The organism is Campylobacter concisus (assembly GCF_002165815.1).
In the GTDB taxonomy this organism is placed as follows: domain Bacteria; phylum Campylobacterota; class Campylobacteria; order Campylobacterales; family Campylobacteraceae; genus Campylobacter_A; species Campylobacter_A concisus_BH.
Genome location: NZ_NDYN01000007.1, coordinates 116,641 through 132,541, shown reverse-complemented (window position 1 = coordinate 132,541; position 15,901 = coordinate 116,641). Strand labels below are relative to the sequence as shown.

The following is a 15,901-nucleotide window of genomic DNA, read 5'->3' as shown; positions in this document are numbered from 1 at the left end:
ATGATCTGCATCATACCAGCAAGAGGCGGCAGTAAGAGAATACCTGGCAAAAATATAAAAGACTTTTTAGGCAAGCCATTAATCGCATATAGCATCGAGGCTGCGTTAAATTCTAAAGTTTTTAGCGAAGTGATCGTAAGCACCGATGATGAAATGATCGCAAATGTGGCTAGAGAATTTGGAGCTAATGTGCCATTTTTTAGAGATGCGAGCTTAAGCGATGACTACGCGACAAGCACTGACGTGATAAAAGACGCGATAAGGCGCGTGAATTCTGACTTTGACGTCTGCTGCCTTTATGCTACAGCACCACTCATAACGGCTGAAATTTTAAAAGAGGCTGCAGGGGAGTTTAAAAAGCAGGAGTGTAAATTTCTATTTTCGGCCACTGCGTTTGATTTTCCTATACAAAGGGCGATAAAAATTGATGAAAACGCTAGAGTTAGCATGTTTTATCCGCAGTTTGAAAAGACACGCTCGCAAGACCTTGAGCCTGCGTTTCATGACGCTGGGGCCTTTTATTTTGGTAAAAAAGAGGCTTGGCTAGAGTGCAGTGCCTTGTTTGCGCCACATTCAAAAGCATATTTGCTGCCAAGAAATTTAGTCTGCGACATCGATACGCTAGAGGATTTTGAGTTTGCTAAAAAGCTTTACTTGATAAATAATGGAAAGATTTGATTGAAAGAATTTAAAGGACTCCCCCTGCTAAAAACGCTAGTGCGCGCTGATAGTAGCAGCAAGATAGGGCATGGGCACATCAGGCGAGACCTTTTGCTTGCTAAAAAATTTAATAACATCTCATTTGCATCTTTAAGGCTTGAAGGTGACATTTTTGATGAGATAAGCTACCCTAAATTTAGCTTAACAAGTGGTGAGATAGATGAGCTTTGCGAGCTTATAAATGATAATAAATTTAAGCTTCTAATAATCGACCACTACGGCTTTAGCTTTGAAGATGAAAGAGCTATAAAAGAAAAAACTGGTGTTAAAATTTTATCATTTGATGATACTTATGAAAAACATTTTACAGACTATATTTTAAACGTAAATTTATATGCGAAAAAGGCAAGATATGAGAGGCTTGTAGAAAAAGGCTGTGAGGTATTTTGCGGAAGCGAGTTTTTGCTAGTTAGAGATGAGTTTTATGAAGAAGCGCAGATAAAAAGGGAGAAAATTTACGACTACGCTATCATTCTTGGAGGCACTGATATCTCAGGGCTAAGTGCTAAAATTTCAGAAAAATTACTCTTAAAAGGGCTAAAAACAGCCGTCATAACAACTAGCGGAAATAAAAACTTAAGCGCACTAAAAGAGCTATCAAGCAAGAGCGAAAATTTTAGTCTTTTTGTAGATAGTAAAAATGTAGCAAGGCTCATGAACGAAGCCAAAATGCTTATCATAACAGCAAGCTCGCTTGTAAATGAGGCTTATGTTTTAGGAGCTAAATTTAAAGCCATTTGCGTAGCGGATAATCAAAAGGAGATCTTTGCTTGGCTCAAAGAAAATGGATATGAAGCTTACTGGGGAGATGAAATTTGCTTGAGCTTATAAATTTTACCTCGCTTAGTGGCGAGCAAAAACTGATGGTCTTAAAGTGGAGAAATGACGAGCGTATAGCCAAATTTATGAAAAATAAAAGCGTTGGCAAAGAGGAGCATTTTGCTTTTTTAGAGAGATTAAAGAGCATTCAAGATAAGATCTACTTTTTAGTAAAAGACGAGGGTGAATTTATCGGAGTGGTGAGCTTCGTTGATATAACGAAAGAAAGCTGCGAATTTGGCGTTTATAAAAACCCAGAGCTCAAAGGTGTGGGCAAAAAGCTGCTTGATCTCATAAAAGACTACGCTTTTTTTACATTAAAAGTTGGCTCGCTAAAGGCAAAAGCTTATAATAACAACGAAAAAGCGCTCGCACTTTATGAAAATTTTGGCTTTAGGATCTACGCAAAAGATGATGAATTTAGCTATCTTGAGCTAAAAAATGAAACGGACTAGCGGATGAAAATAGGAAATTTTGATACAGACAAAAAGGTCTTTATAATAGCAGAGCTCTCTGCTAATCACAGCGGTAGCCTAAAAACGGCGGTAGATACGATAAAGGCGGCTAAGCGCGCTGGAGCTGACGCGATAAAGCTTCAGACATATACGCCTGATAGTTTGACTCTAAATTCGCACCTAGACGACTTTGTCATAAAAGGCGGACTTTGGGATGGGAGAAATTTATACGAGCTTTACCAAGAGGCGCTAACGCCAAAAGAGTGGCATGCTGAGCTTTTTAAAGTGGCAAAAGAGGAAGGGCTTGTTTGTTTTTCAAGCCCATTTTGCAAGGACGATGCCAACTTTTTAGAGCAGTTTAATCCGCCAGCTTATAAGATCGCAAGCTTTGAAGTGACGGACTATGATTTTGTAGAGTTTGTGGCCAAAAAAGGTAGGCCCATCATCATCTCAACTGGCATAGCCTACGAAGAAGAGATACAAGCCGTGGTGCAAATTTGCAAAAATGCAGGCAATAACGACATCGCCCTTTTAAAATGCACTTCAAGTTATCCAGCACCGCTAAATGGCATGAATTTACAAACGATAGCTGATATGAGAGAGAAATTTGGTGTTGAAGTGGGCTTTTCAGATCACACTTTAGGCGTGACAGCCCCAGTTGTTGCGGTTAGTTTGGGCGCCAGGATAGTTGAAAAACATTTTATACTTGATAAAAGCGTAAAAAGCGTTGATAGCGCATTTAGTCTTGATGAGAGTGAATTTGCTCTTATGACAAAGTGTGTTAGAGAGGCTGAGGAGCTTTTAGGCGCGGTAAACTACGAGCTAGATGAAAAAGCGGTTTTAAACAGGAGATTTTCACGCTCGCTTTATGCAAGCGCAGATATAAAAAAAGGTGAAATTTTTAGCGAGCAAAATATAAGGAGCGTGCGCCCAGGATATGGTCTGCATCCTAAATTTCTAAAAGAGCTAGTTGGCAAAAAAGCAAAAAGAGATATAAAATTTAGTGAGAGGATAATAAAGGAGGATCTGACATGAGTGATGAAAATAAAGTTTATAAGCTAGATGATCTTGAGGTATCTAAAAATAAAAAACGTAAAAAGATAGATGAGGCAAAGAGAAAAGTACTCGAAAGTAAGATGACAAATATAAAGAATCCTATCTTTCAAAAAAACCTCCAAGCACTCTTTCAACAAGATGAGATTTTAGCTGCTAAACTTTGGGGCTTAGAAGCAGCAAAAGACTTTGATATCTTTATAGGTAAAGATTTGATAGACATAAATTTGATAAATAACAAGACACTAAAATATGTATATGAAAATCCAGCAAACGATACTCTAAACGCTCTTGAAAATTTAGAAAAAGAGTATAAAAGATATCCGATAATGTTCTTTTATGGTCTTGGAAATGGCGTACTCTATAAGGCTCTTTTAAAAAATGAAACTCATAAAAAGATAGCAGTTATTGAGCCAGAGATAGATATCATATATGCCACACTTAACGTAGTTGATCTAAGTAGTGAGCTACTTAGCCAAAGGCTTGTTTTGTTTTATTCTGAATTTGCAAGCTATCCACAGTTTTATTTTTTAATAACTGCGCCAGAATTTACATCTTACGCAAAAACTTATGATCTTCATATCCACTCACCATTTTATGAAGCCTACAGCGAGGATATACTCAGGATAAATTCTGACTTTGCAAAAGCTATCTCACAAATGGTAGTAGCCCATGGCAATAGCATAGACGATATGCTTATAGGTATAAAACACCACATACAAAATATTCCAGACATGCTTGAAAACTACTGCTATACGCAGCTTGTTTTAAAGCGTTATGAACTAAATAAAACAGCTATCGTTGTAGCGACTGGACCAAGTTTGGATAAACAGCTTGGTACGCTTAAAAAATTTGCACCATATGCTACCATTATAAGCCTCGATGCTTCATATCCTATACTAAAAAAACATGGCATTGTGCCTGATTATGTGACGTCCATCGAAAGGGTTGAGGCTACATCAACATTTTTTAGTACTCGTGATAAAGAATTTGATAAAGATATCTACTTTATAGTAGCCTCTCTAACACACCCTCAAACTATAAAAAATATCTTACCAAGACGCCTTGTTCTTACTATGAGACCGCAACAAAGTGAGATCGCTTTTAATATGAAAAAGTATGGTTACTTGGGTATCGGTCACTCAACAGCCAATCAAGCATTTCAGCTAGCCTATGCTCTAGGGCATAAAAATATAGTTCTTATAGGGCAAGACCTAGCCTTTGCACCAGATGGTAAAAGTCATGCCACAGGGCATGCCTTTGCGCAGGCTGATGAGTACTTATATGTAAAGGCTTATGGAGGAGAGGGTGAAGTTAGGACTACCTATATCTGGGATAAATTTAAAAATCAGTATGAAAAAGATATAGAGCAGTCTTCTAAAGAGGGATATGTCACTTATAACTGCACTGAGGGTGGAGCTAGGATAGAGGGAAGTGTCGAAAAGTCATTTTTGGAGACTATGAATGAGCTTTGTAAAGATAAAATACCTAAAAAAGAGCCAAACGTCCCTAAAATTTTAGAAAAACAAAGAAACAAAGATCTCTTAAAAGCATATACTTATATTGCAAAAAAAGTTAAAGCCCAAAAAGAGGCTAAGAAAAAGATAGAAGAAGTATTTTTGGAGTTGGTACCACAAATAGATGAATTAATATCAAAAAAAGAAGCAGGCGAAGTTAGTGAAAAGATGTTTTCAAAGCTTGCTAAGATTACTTCAAAGTTAGATAGACTAAAAACATATCTAAGTGCAAAAAAACATAAGTTATATATAGATAATATCTTGCAAATGTCTATATATTTTCAAGAGCTTGAACTTGCTAAAATTTCAGTTGCCCCTAGTGATACAACCATTCAAAAGGTAAATAAACTACTTGAGTGGGTTGAGATGCATAAATACTGGATGTTCTCTGCAGCAGGTGGACTAAATGCTGATATAGAAGTAACGAAAAAAGCTTCAAAGCCACTTGTTACTGAGCTTAAAAAAAGAAAGCTAATAACTAAAAATGAGATAGGAAGCGTAAAAGAGAATTTTACGCTAAGTATATAAACTAGTTTGCAAGTAAAATTTCTTTTACTTGCAAATTTATTTATCTAATGTGCTAGCTTTTAAATTTCACAATATCTAAATTTAAAAATGTAAACCCTTTAACCATGCTAGCTAAAAAGGTTCAACTTATGCATTAACTATTATTATTTTATTTGTGGTAGATCTAAAACCCCAAAGACTAGCTTTGGGGCTGGGGGTTTGCGTATTGTAAAAGCATTAACACATTTAAGACTTTGCTACTGCAACAAAGCCTTATTTAAAACTTCATTCAGTTATTACCTATTGTAATAACTTCATTACGTTTTGTTGAACGCTGTTTGCTTGACTCATAGCATAAGCACCTGATTGAGCTAGGATGTTATGTTTTGAGAAGTTAGCAGACTCGCTAGCAAAATCTACGTCCCTGATTTGTGATTCTGCTGATTTTACGTTAACTTGAGTTACAGTGATGTTATTAACTGTAGCTTGAAGTTGGTTTTGAACTGAACCAAGGTCTGAACGAACTTGATCAAGTGTTTTTTGAGCTGACTCAGCGATACTCATAACAGCCATCGCACCGCGAAGTGTCATAACACCTGCAGACTGATTTGATGTCATCGCACCTTTGCTCATTCTTTGGAAGCCCATAGCAGCAGCTACTTGTTTATCTATTTGACCTCTAACATCTCTTAGAGAAACAGAAGCTTCTGCGCCACCATTAGCCGATAAGAAAGCTTGAGAGAATTTATCTGCTGCACCGCCTTGAACTTTAATGTCACGACCATCTAGACGAACAAGGTTTATTCTTCCTATGAATCCTGAATTTTCTTTAGCGCCAATAGCTTTAGATATATTCTTACCAGCAAAGCTCATTGCACGACCATCACGGCTTGTTAGAACCATTTTACCTTCAGTGTTTACTGAAGCCTCAACACCTGTTTGATCTTTAACAGCGTTGATGGCGTTTACTAGTGCGCCGTTACTATCATTTTCTTTTACTTTTAGATCGCCGATAGTTACACCATTGATTTTAAAGCTACTGATATCTACAGCGCCTACAGTCATACTTGCTATGCGTGTTACGTCAAATGTAGCTCTGACGCCAGTTTTATCAGCGACTTTGTTGATATTTTCAGCTAATGCACCAAGGCCTTTGCCAAGACCGGTAGAGATTTTAGCAGCCGCAACTTTTACGTCGTTTACACCGTCAACATTTTTAAATGTTAGTGTAACAGCCTCCATCTTTGTCATAAGTTTTGAACTCTCAAAACGTGTAAGACCGATCTTGTCAGATGTAGTCGCACCAATACTTGCTTTAACAGTTTGGTTTGAATAAGCACCTATTTGGAACTCTTTATTAGAGAATGTTCCGTTTAGTAGTTGCTGACCGTTAAATGAAGTAGTGTTACCGATATTGTCAAGCTCTTCCATTAGACGAACGATATCAGCCTGCAACGCTTGGCGTGATTGAGTTGTTTGGCCGTCTTGAGCTGACTGAGTAGCTTTAGTCTTGATAGTGTCAAGAACTTTTAACTGCTCGTCCATAGCTTTGTCGGCAACTTGAATGATACCAATAGCATCATTACCGTTTGCAATAGCTTGACCTAGAGCTGAAGCTTGGCTTCTTAAGCTATCTGCGATAGATAGACCTGAAGCGTCATCTGCAGCTGTTTGGATACGAAGACCTGAGCTAAGTTTGTTAAGTGACTTAGATAGGTCAGTGTTGTTGCTAACTGCGTTAGCGTGTGTGTTAAGTGCGTTTACGTTTGTGTTAATACGAAAACTCATTGTAAATCCTTTTATGTTTTAAGTTACGACTTCATGTCGCACGAAAACTATATCGATCGGTTTTGAAAAAAGTTTATAGTTGTATGTAAAATTTTTTACAAAAATAAAAATCGCGCTCCACCTAAAAATTTTTTCACACGTTACACTCTAAAAAATTATTTCTGCTACAATTACGCCAAAAAAATCAAAGGCTATATATAAATGAAAAGCTTAATCATCGTGGAATCTCCCGCAAAAGCAAAGACTATAAAAAATTTCTTAGATAAAAGCTACAACGTCATCGCCTCAAAAGGTCACATCAGAGACCTGCCAAAAACAAGCTTTGGCATCAAGATAGAGGATGATAAATTTACCCCAGAGTACCGCGTCAGCAGTGATCACTCTGCCATCGTAAAAGAGATAAAAGAGCTTGCAAAGGGGGCTGATGAAATTTACCTCGCGACCGATGAGGATAGAGAGGGTGAGGCGATAGCGTTTCACATCGCAAATGCCATCGGCAAGGAGCCTACCAACCTGCCTCGCATCGTCTTTCACGAGATCACCAAAAGCGCCATACAAAACGCTCTAAAAAGCCCAAGACGTGTCGATATGAATAGCGTCAATGCCCAGCAAACAAGGCGTTTGCTAGACCGCATAGTTGGCTACAAGCTAAGCCCGCTTTTAAATTTAAAGATACAAAAGGGCTTAAGTGCTGGCCGTGTGCAAAGTGCGGCGCTAAAAATAATAGTCGATCGTGAGCGTGAAATTCAGGCGTTTAAACCGGTTGAGTACTACACTATCGACACCATTTTTAAAAAAGACCTAGACGCTGAGCTAGTTAAATTTGAAAACCAAAAGATCGAAAAGCTCACTATCCAAAACCCAGACCGCGCAAAATACATCATCGAAAATTTACAAAATGAGAAATTTAGCGTCCGTGAGATCGAGAGCAAGGACAGAAAGATCCAGCCAAGCCCGCCATTTATGACCTCGACCCTTCAACAAAGTGCGAGCAACCGCCTTGGCTTTAGCCCGAAAAAGACCATGATGATCGCGCAAAGCCTCTATGAGGGCGTGCAAACAAACGAGGGCTTCATGGGTGCGATCACTTACATGAGAACAGACAGCTTAAATTTAGCCAAAGAGGCCGTCGCGGCAGCTAGAGAGCACATCCTTCAAAACTATGGCAAAGAGTACTTACCAGTCAAAGCGATAAACTACACGACAAGCTCAAAAGGCGCGCAAGAAGCCCACGAAGCGATCCGCCCTACAAATTTAAACTTCACGCCGCAAATCGCCGCTAAATTTTTAGATAAAGACGCGCTCAAACTCTACACGCTCATCTACAATAGATTTTTAGCCTGCCAAATGAGCGCATGTGTGAGCCAAACGCAAAACGTCTATGTCGCGAGCGAAAAAGGCGAGTTTAAGATAAGTGGCAGAAAGGTGCTATTTGACGGCTTTTATAAGGTTTATGGCGAGCTTGATAAGGATAAAATTTTGCCAAATTTAAAAAAGGGCGATGAGATGAGTTTGCAAAGCATAAAAAGCACGCAAAACTTCACCGAGCCGCCAGCTAGGTACTCTGAAGCTGGCCTTGTTAAAAAGCTAGAGAGCCTAGGCATCGGCCGCCCAAGCACCTACGCACCGACCATCTCGCTGCTAACCTCAAGAGACTACGTGAGGATCGAGAAAAAGCAGCTCATACCAAACGAGATCGCATTTAGCATGATAGGCGTTTTGGAGGAGCACTTTAGCAACATCGTCGATAGTGAATTTACCTCACATCTTGAAGAAAAGCTCGATGAGATCGCGCTTGACAAGGCTGACTGGCAAAAGGTGCTAAGCGACTTTTACTATCCATTTATGGAAAAAATTAGCGCTGGCAAAACTGGCATAAAAAGCCTAAAAACAGCAACTCCGATCGGCGAGAAATGCCCAGAGTGTGGAAGCGAGCTAGTGCTTAGAAAGGGCAGATACGGTGAGTTTATCGCTTGTTCAAATTTCCCAAAATGCAAATACTCAAGAAACGTCGCAAAAGATAATGAAAAGAGTGCAGAAACTGGCACCACTGTGGCAGCTAAGCCAAAACGCGAGCTTAAAAAGCTTGACGTACCATGTCCAAAATGTGGCGGCGAGATCGTCGAGAGATTTAGCAGGCGCGGTAAATTTTATGGATGTGCCAACTATCCAAAATGTGACTTCATATCAAACTACGAGCCAGTCGCGCAAAAATGCGACGAGTGCGGCGGCGATATGATCAAAAAAGAGCTTAAAAAAGGCACATTTATAGAGTGCACAAAGTGCAAGAAAAAGACGTTAGTTTCTGAAAACTAAAATTTCTAGCCAAATTTGAGCCCTTGAGCCTAAATTTGGCTTTTATAAATTTGGACTTTAAATGCCTGAAACTATCACACAAGTTAGCCAGTATAAAGGGCAAAAGAGCCTTGTGATAAACTGCACACAGCTAGGCGACAGCTTCACGCCGCAGTATAAAACCGCCAAGCAAAAAAGAGCCGTGCTTGATGAGTGGTGCGACTTTTTAAGAAGCGAGCAAGAGGCGTTTGATGAGCTTAACTTTTGCACCAAAATGCCTCAGGAGCTCTTTGATGCGGTGTGCTGCCAAAGAAATTTAAAGAGCCTTCACATCAAATGGGGCTCGTATGAGAGCCTTGACGCGCTGGCAAATCTTTCTAGTCTAAAGTGTCTTTTTATCGGATCAGGAGCTAGCGTAAAAAGCATAGCGCTGATCGCGACACTTACTGGACTTGAAAGCCTTGCGGTGGAGAATTTTCAAAAGATCAGCGACTATTCTGTATTTTTAAATTTACAAAATTTAAAGAGCTTAGAGATCAGTGGCGACGGACTTTCGCCTAAATTTATCCACATAGATAGCCTAGAGTTCTTACGCCAGATGCCAGGACTTACGAGCCTTATGATCTTGGTGGCTAGGATAAAGAGCAAGGACTACTCACCCATCTTATCTCTAAAATCCCTCACTCACCTTAGCTTGCCGCCACAGCATGCACTTTTTGGACTTTTTGATGAGCTTAGTGCTTTGCCAAATTTAAAAACAGGGCTTTTAAAAGAGAGAGCGGAAATTTACAAGAAAAAGTAAAACTTTAAATTTCTAAAAAAATAGTTTTTGCAAATTTTAAATTTTCACTCACTCGCAAGAATTGACTACTGATTTTAGGTTTCGCAAAGCTTGCCACTAAAATCAGAGCCGAAATTACTCGTTCATGAAATTTTAAAATTTGTCTGACGCTTATTTGGTTTGATAAATAAAATTTGTCGTAATTTTTAATCACATGCAGTGCGTCAGCACCATTGCATGCACTTTGAACGTGCGAGGGGTTTAGGGGATTTAAAAAGGGGGATAAGGGGACGGCTTCGTAATTTAAGCCCCCTTGTCTCCCTTTTGAATAAAAAGAATTTACAGATTCAATCAAGCTGTCTTTGCAAATTTTAAAATTCCATTCACTCACAAGAGTTGGCTACTGATTTTAGGTCTCGCAAAGTTTGCCACTAAAATCAGAGCCGAAATTACTCGTTCATGAAATTTTAAAATTTGATAGAGTTTTTTGCAAAACAACAAGCCACTCTACTTAAATTTTAAACCTACCAAAGCTATAATGCTCCCCAAAAAAAAGGATAAAAAATGAAAACGATTATGCTTTGTGCGATATGCTCCGTCACTCAGGGAAACTGCGCTGAGGATTGCGCTTATTGCACGCAAAGTGCCAAAGCTGGCGCTGATATCACGAAATTTAAAGAAAAAAGTGTGCAGCAGGTGGTGGATGAGGCCCAAATGGCATATAAAAACCACGCTCTTGGCTTTTGTTTAGTCACAAGTGGCGCCAGGCTAAATGACAAAAAGACCGACTATATCGCATCTTTAGCAAGAGCCGTGAGCAAAGAAGTGCCAAATTTGATGCTCATCGCATGTAACGGCATGGCGACTTACGAGCAGCTTTGTGAGCTCAAAAATGCTGGCGTTTTTAGCTACAACCACAACCTAGAAACAAGCCGCGAATATTTCCCCAAAATCTGCACAACCCACTCTTGGGACGAGAGATATCAGACAAATTTAGACGCAAAAAGGGCTGGGCTCATGCTTTGCACTGGCGGCATTTACGGCGTTGGCGAGAGCGAGGCCGACAGGGTGAGCTTTAGAGCGAGTCTAAAGGAGCTTGAGCCATTTTCGTCGCCTATAAATTTTTTCATAAAAAGTGATGCTCTAAGGCTTGATCAGCCACCTCTTAGCGCGGATGAAGCCCTAAAAATCGTGCGTGAGACCAAAAGCGCGCTGCCAGAAACTAGGGTCATGATAGCTGGCGGCAGGGAGAAGATATTGGGCGAGAGGCAGTATGAGATATTCGAAAATGGCGCAGACGCGATCGTGATAGGCGACTACCTCACTGCAAAGGGCGAGAAGGCGAGCAAGGACATCGAGGAGCTTACAAAGCGCGGTTTTAGCTTCGCAAGTATCTGCCACTAATGCTAGTAAATTTACTTTGTGCAGGGCTTGGAGGCTTTATCGGAGCTGGGGCTAGGTTTTTAGCTGGGGAGCTGCTAAAATTTAGCCACTTTCCCCTAGCCACGCTTGGCGTAAATGTGCTTGGCAGCTTCATTATCGGCGTTTTATTTTGTCTAAATTTAAGCCAAAGCGTGAGGGTTTTCTTAGTCGTTGGCATACTTGGCGGCTTTACCACATTTTCAAGCTTTAGCCTTGATAGCGTTAAATTTTTACTAGAAGGCGAACTCGTAAAAGGCTTTTTAAATATATTTTTAAACCTTAGCCTTTGCCTGCTCGCAAGCTATTTTGGCATTTTGCTTGGTAAAAATTTATGAGGTTTTTAAGGTGTGTAATAAAAATAGCTTTATTTATGCCATTTTGCAAATTTTAAACTTTCACTCACTCGCAAGAGTTGGCTACTAAAATTTGGCTTCGCTTATCGCTTAGCTCAAATTTTAGAGCCGAAATTACTCGCTCATGAAATTTTAAAATTTACTTGACACTTATCTGACTTCACAAGGCAAATTTGCAAATTTTAAAACTTTACTCGCTCGCCTTAGCAGACTACTAAATTTAGGCTACACTACGTTTAGCACTAAATTTAGAGCCGTGATATGCTCGCTCATAAATTTTTAAAATTTGCTCTAAATTTATCTGATGACAAACGCATGCAATATGTAGCGCCGTCACATGTGCCTCTCTACCTAGCTTCTACCTTTGGCATCTGCAGCATAAAATTTCTAGCTTCGCTTAAAAGCACTGGTTTGAGCGCATCTGCTGATGTTTGTGGATCGTAAATTCTCTCATACGAAAGCATCAAAACTCCATCTTTTTTAAGCAAAAAGTGGATTATTTCTATATTTTTGCTCTTAGTTTCATCTTTTATAAGAGCTAAAATTTGATCATTTTCTTCGCTAAAAAGCACGTTTTTATCTTGCTTAAGAGCCTTTTTTAGCTCTTCTAGCTCGCTTTTTGTCTTGACACCTTTGTCAAACTTTACTTTAAAGGCGGCAAAGTGCTCGTCCATATTTTCATTTTTTAAAAAGTAAAAGCTCTCATTTTTAACCACTTGCTTTTTATAAAATGTGCTCCCATCAAACCTAAAACTCTCAACCAAGCTTAGCTCGCCTGCCAAAGAAAAGAGACCAAAAAACAGCAAAACAAAAAGGCTAAATTTACGCATAAAATTTCACTCCAAATTTCTAAAATAGCCGTCATTTTGCCTAAATTTCGCTTAGCTTAATCAAAAAATAACAAAGCTTTTTATACAATCAAGTATTTTTATTTTAAGGATCTTTTTGCAGTTACACCAAGCAAGCGAGCTTAGCATCCTTGTCGTTTTGGCATTTATCGTCTTTGCTTCGCCTTATATTTCTAAAATTTTACGCATCCCAGTCGCACCTGCTGAGATACTACTTGGAGCGGTTGCCGGCTACATCGGAGTCGTTGGCGACAACGAGATGTTTAAGCTCATCAGCGAAGTTGGCTTTTTCTTTTTGATGTTTCTAGCTGGCATGGAGATCGATCTTAGGATGCTCATAAACATCGACCGTAAAATTTTGCGCCTTGGGCTCATCTACCTTGCGCTCATCTACGCTCTAGCCACAGCTTTGACGCTAGGACTTGAGCTTAGCCTGCTTTACATCATCATCATCCCGATAATGGCCGTTGGTATGGTATTTACGCTATTTAAAGAGTATGGCAAGCAGCAAGAGTGGCTAAATTTAAGCATGCTAATAGCAACTATCGGCGAGCTTTTAAGCATCACGCTTCTAACATTTACCGCTGCTTACTTGCAGTTTGGAGCGAGCATAAATTTATGGCTAACGATTGGCTATTTGATCCTATTTTTGGCTATCAGCGTGCTTAGTTTTAAAATTTTGGACGTGCTTTTTTGGTGGTATCCGGGGCTTAAAGTGGTGCTCATGCCACACTACGACAAGGACGAGAAGGACATCAGGCTTTGCATCGCGGTATTTTTTACGATGATAGCTTTGATGCTCTATCTAAATTTAGAAGTCGCCTTTGGTGCGTTTATCGCAGGTATGTTTATCACGACATTTTTTGATCACAAAAAGGACTTGCCACACAAGCTTTCAAGCTTTGGATTTGGCTTTTTAGTGCCGATATTTTTCATCCACATAGGCTCGACTTTCAAGCTTTCAAGCCTAGGATCTAGCGAAGTGATAAAGGATGCTATTTTTATATTTTTAGCGATGCTTGGCACGAGAGTTGTATCTAGTTTGCTCTTTTTGGGCAAGCTTGGCTTTAGAGGGATATGTTTATTTTCCGTTTCGCAGTCTATGCCGCTCACTCTTTTGATCGCAGTTGCTACTATCGCACACAAATCAGGCGAGATAAGTGACTATTCTTACTCATCTTTCATCCTAGCAAGCCTCGCACAAGCTATAATAGGAGCTATAATCATCAAAATTTTAATGCAATCAAAAAGCAAGGAGTAAAAATGTCATCAAATACAGCCACACTAATCGACAACCGAACTGGCAAGAGCTATGAATTTCCTATCCTAAAAGGCACGATGGGGCCAGATGTCATCGACATATCGACCTTTTTTGGCGACACTGGGATGTTTACCTTTGACAGGGGCTACACATCAACTGCGATGTGCCGTTCAGCCATAACCTACATCGATGGACTAAAGGGCGAGCTCATGTATAGAGGCTACGATATCGCATATTTGGCTGAAAATAAGACATTTTTAGATGTTGCCTACCTGCTTTTAAACAAAGAGTTACCAACTAGCGAGCAATACGCAAGCTTTAAAGATGAGCTCAAAAAAAGAAGCTTCATACACGAGGGCATGATGAAGCTCTTTGACGCATTTCCAGACAAGGCGCACCCTATGGCGATATTGCAGGCAGCAGTCTCAGCGCTAAGTGCCTTTTACTCAGACCACCTAAATATGGATAAACCTGAAGAGTATCATGAGATGGCTATGAGGATAATCGCCAAGATCCCGACGATAGCGGCCTTTAGCTACCGATACTCACGTGGGCTTCCTATCATATATCCAAATTTAGATCGTGGCTTTACTGAAAATTTCCTCTACATGATGAGGGGCTATCCATACGAGCACGTCGATCTTAAGCCTATCGAGATAAAGGCGCTTGATACGGTCTTTATGCTCCACGCTGATCACGAGCAAAATGCCTCGACTACGACTGTTAGGACCGTTGGCTCTACGCACGCGCACCCATACGCATGTATAAGTGCAGGTATCGGCGCACTTTGGGGCTGGGCTCATGGCGGCGCAAACGAGGGTGTTATCCGCCAGCTTGAAGAGATCGGCTCGGTCGCAAACGTCGATAAATATATCGCTAGAGCAAAGGATAAGAACGATCCATTTAGACTAATGGGCTTTGGTCACAGGGTCTATAAAAACTTTGACCCGCGCGCAAAGGTGCTTAAAAAGATGAGAGATCAGCTGATGGATGAGATCGGTATAAACTCAGAGCTTATAAAGATCGCCAACCGCATCGAAGAGATCGCGCTAAATGACGACTACTTTGTAAGTAGAAATTTATATCCAAATGTTGATTTTCACTCAGGGCTCATCCTAAAGGCGCTTGGCATACCAAATAATATGTTTGCCGTTATCTTCGTCATCGGCAGGACGCCAGGCTGGATCAGCCAGTGGATCGAGCTAAAAGAGCAAGACACTATAAAGATCGTCCGCCCAAGACAGCTCTACATCGGAGAGACAAACAGAACACCAAAATGAGCGAGCTTTTAAATTTAGCCATCAAGGCAGCCATCAGCGCTGGGGGTGAGATAATGAAATTTTACTCATCTAATAGCCAGGCACTTAAAGTCTGCCTAAAAGATGATAGCTCGCCACTAACTAGCGCTGATCTAGCGGCAAATGAGGTGATACTAAAAGAGCTAAGCAAAAGCGGGATAAAAATTTGCTCTGAAGAGAGCATCTTTCAAGATAGCGACAAAAACGAGTTTTGGCTAGTTGATCCCCTTGATGGCACAAAAGAATTTTTAGCTAGAAATGGTGAATTTTGCGTTTGTATAGCGCTTATAAAAGAGGCTAGACCGGTGCTTGGCGTCATTTTTATCCCAGTTAGCAAAGAGCTTTTTTACGCTGATGAAAACGGCGCTTTTAAAGAAATTTTAGGCGCAAATGATGAGGTTGTGGCAAGGCAAGATCTAAATGAAAAAGCTAAAAGCTTAAATAACTTCATCTATTCAAGCAGAAGAGGCGAGATAAAAAAGGTTGAGCTCATAAGAGATAGTTTAAATTTAGAGCAAAAATGCATTGGATCTGCCATTAAATTTTGCCGTTTAGTCGAGCTTGGCGGGATATATGTGAGATTTAGCCCAAGCTATCTTTGGGACAATGCCGCAGGCGAGGCGGTAGTGAAATTTAGCGGTGGCAAGGTCTTAAACGCTAGCGATAGATGTGAGCCAAGCTATAAGCTAGCTGATCTAAAAAGCCCATTTTACGTAGCTTTTGGCAAAAATGCTTTGAGCTTAGAGGATGAAGTCTTTAAGCTTATAGAGCAGGGCAGATAAGA

15 protein-coding genes are annotated in these 15,901 nt (G+C 40.1%); 12 read left to right on the top strand and 3 right to left on the bottom strand.

Annotated features, from left to right (window positions below; translation table 11 throughout):
* Genes pseF through B9N65_RS08425 form a run of 5 tightly spaced genes read left to right on the top strand, consistent with a single transcriptional unit; the run spans position 1 to position 5,092 of the window.
* Entirely contained in the window at positions 1-678 is a 678-nt protein-coding gene (gene pseF / locus B9N65_RS08445) for a pseudaminic acid cytidylyltransferase (RefSeq protein WP_087583570.1), read from the top strand.
* Positions 679-1,551, top strand: coding sequence for a UDP-2,4-diacetamido-2,4,6-trideoxy-beta-L-altropyranose hydrolase (pseG, locus tag B9N65_RS08440; RefSeq protein ID WP_087583569.1), 873 nt, complete (start codon positions 679-681; stop codon positions 1,549-1,551). It abuts the gene before it with no gap.
* Positions 1,536-1,994: a UDP-4-amino-4,6-dideoxy-N-acetyl-beta-L-altrosamine N-acetyltransferase gene (gene pseH, locus B9N65_RS08435; RefSeq protein ID WP_087583568.1), complete on the top strand. Its 459-nt coding sequence runs from the start codon at positions 1,536-1,538 to the stop codon at positions 1,992-1,994. Before pseG ends, pseH begins: the two co-directional genes overlap by 16 nt.
* Before the next feature lie 3 nt (positions 1,995-1,997).
* Positions 1,998-3,029, top strand: coding sequence for a pseudaminic acid synthase (pseI, locus tag B9N65_RS08430; RefSeq protein WP_087583567.1), 1,032 nt, complete (start codon positions 1,998-2,000; stop codon positions 3,027-3,029).
* Positions 3,026-5,092 (top strand): motility associated factor glycosyltransferase family protein, encoded by a 2,067-nt coding sequence (locus tag B9N65_RS08425; protein WP_087583566.1) that lies wholly within the window; start codon positions 3,026-3,028, stop codon positions 5,090-5,092. The genes pseI and B9N65_RS08425 overlap by 4 nt, the downstream gene beginning before the upstream one ends.
* A 279-nt stretch (positions 5,093-5,371) precedes the next feature.
* On the opposite strand, the gene B9N65_RS08420 is transcribed toward B9N65_RS08425, so the two are convergent.
* A complete protein-coding gene (locus tag B9N65_RS08420; RefSeq protein ID WP_087583565.1) occupies positions 5,372-6,859 on the bottom strand; it encodes a flagellin B in 1,488 nt (495 codons plus the stop codon).
* A 201-nt stretch (positions 6,860-7,060) separates the two neighbouring features.
* On the opposite strand from B9N65_RS08420, the gene topA reads away from it, so the two are divergent.
* Positions 7,061-9,175 carry a type I DNA topoisomerase gene (gene topA, locus B9N65_RS08415; RefSeq protein WP_087583564.1) on the top strand — a complete coding sequence of 705 codons (2,115 nt, stop codon included), beginning with the start codon at positions 7,061-7,063 and terminating at the stop codon, positions 9,173-9,175.
* A 61-nt stretch (positions 9,176-9,236) separates the two neighbouring features.
* Positions 9,237-9,956, top strand: a complete 720-nt coding sequence (locus B9N65_RS08410; RefSeq protein ID WP_087583563.1) for a hypothetical protein — start codon at positions 9,237-9,239, stop codon at positions 9,954-9,956.
* A 4-nt stretch (positions 9,957-9,960) separates the two neighbouring features.
* On the opposite strand, the gene B9N65_RS08405 is transcribed toward B9N65_RS08410, so the two are convergent.
* Complete coding sequence (locus tag B9N65_RS08405) at positions 9,961-10,326, bottom strand: hypothetical protein (RefSeq protein WP_141083844.1); 366 nt, start codon at positions 10,324-10,326, stop codon at positions 9,961-9,963.
* A gap of 173 nt (positions 10,327-10,499) precedes the next feature.
* Here B9N65_RS08405 and B9N65_RS08400 point away from each other — a divergent pair, with 173 nt between their 5' ends.
* Both B9N65_RS08400 and crcB read left to right on the top strand, forming a co-directional pair.
* Complete coding sequence (locus B9N65_RS08400) at positions 10,500-11,339, top strand: biotin synthase (protein ID WP_087583561.1); 840 nt, start codon at positions 10,500-10,502, stop codon at positions 11,337-11,339.
* On the top strand, positions 11,339-11,692 hold the full coding sequence (gene crcB, locus B9N65_RS08395; RefSeq protein WP_087583560.1) for a fluoride efflux transporter CrcB: 354 nt from the start codon (positions 11,339-11,341) through the stop codon (positions 11,690-11,692). Before B9N65_RS08400 ends, crcB begins: the two co-directional genes overlap by 1 nt.
* Positions 11,693-12,057: 365 nt before the next feature.
* Here crcB and B9N65_RS08390 read toward each other — a convergent pair whose 3' ends face one another.
* Positions 12,058-12,540, bottom strand: a complete 483-nt coding sequence (locus B9N65_RS08390; RefSeq protein WP_087583559.1) for a hypothetical protein — start codon at positions 12,538-12,540, stop codon at positions 12,058-12,060.
* 115 nt (positions 12,541-12,655) lie between these two features.
* Between B9N65_RS08390 and B9N65_RS08385 the strand changes: the two genes are divergently transcribed.
* Genes B9N65_RS08385 through B9N65_RS08375 form a run of 3 tightly spaced genes read left to right on the top strand, consistent with a single transcriptional unit; the run spans position 12,656 to position 15,899 of the window.
* The gene (locus B9N65_RS08385; RefSeq protein WP_087583558.1) at positions 12,656-13,819 is read left to right on the top strand and encodes a cation:proton antiporter; all 1,164 of its coding nucleotides are present in this window, start codon (positions 12,656-12,658) and stop codon (positions 13,817-13,819) included.
* A gap of 2 nt (positions 13,820-13,821) precedes the next feature.
* Positions 13,822-15,099, top strand: coding sequence for a citrate synthase (locus tag B9N65_RS08380; RefSeq protein ID WP_087583557.1), 1,278 nt, complete (start codon positions 13,822-13,824; stop codon positions 15,097-15,099).
* A complete protein-coding gene (locus B9N65_RS08375; protein ID WP_087583556.1) occupies positions 15,096-15,899 on the top strand; it encodes a 3'(2'),5'-bisphosphate nucleotidase CysQ family protein in 804 nt (267 codons plus the stop codon). The genes B9N65_RS08380 and B9N65_RS08375 overlap by 4 nt, the downstream gene beginning before the upstream one ends.
* The last annotated feature ends 2 nt before the right edge of the window (positions 15,900-15,901 follow it).

Bases quoted from the DNA above. Each gene is read 5' to 3' on its own strand.
- crcB (WP_087583560.1), top strand. From the start codon at position 11,339: ATGCTAGTAAATTTACTTTGTGCAGGGCTTGGAGGCTTTATCGGAGCT.
- B9N65_RS08400 (WP_087583561.1), top strand. From the start codon at position 10,500: ATGAAAACGATTATGCTTTGTGCGATATGCTCCGTCACTCAGGGAAAC.
- B9N65_RS08420 (WP_087583565.1), bottom strand. From the start codon at position 6,859: ATGAGTTTTCGTATTAACACAAACGTAAACGCACTTAACACACACGCT.
- B9N65_RS08380 (WP_087583557.1), top strand. From the start codon at position 13,822: ATGTCATCAAATACAGCCACACTAATCGACAACCGAACTGGCAAGAGC.
- B9N65_RS08410 (WP_087583563.1), top strand. From the start codon at position 9,237: ATGCCTGAAACTATCACACAAGTTAGCCAGTATAAAGGGCAAAAGAGC.
- pseI (WP_087583567.1), top strand. From the start codon at position 1,998: ATGAAAATAGGAAATTTTGATACAGACAAAAAGGTCTTTATAATAGCA.
- topA (WP_087583564.1), top strand. From the start codon at position 7,061: ATGAAAAGCTTAATCATCGTGGAATCTCCCGCAAAAGCAAAGACTATA.
- B9N65_RS08425 (WP_087583566.1), top strand. From the start codon at position 3,026: ATGAGTGATGAAAATAAAGTTTATAAGCTAGATGATCTTGAGGTATCT.
- B9N65_RS08375 (WP_087583556.1), top strand. From the start codon at position 15,096: ATGAGCGAGCTTTTAAATTTAGCCATCAAGGCAGCCATCAGCGCTGGG.
- pseF (WP_087583570.1), top strand. From the start codon at position 1: ATGATCTGCATCATACCAGCAAGAGGCGGCAGTAAGAGAATACCTGGC.
- B9N65_RS08390 (WP_087583559.1), bottom strand. From the start codon at position 12,540: ATGCGTAAATTTAGCCTTTTTGTTTTGCTGTTTTTTGGTCTCTTTTCT.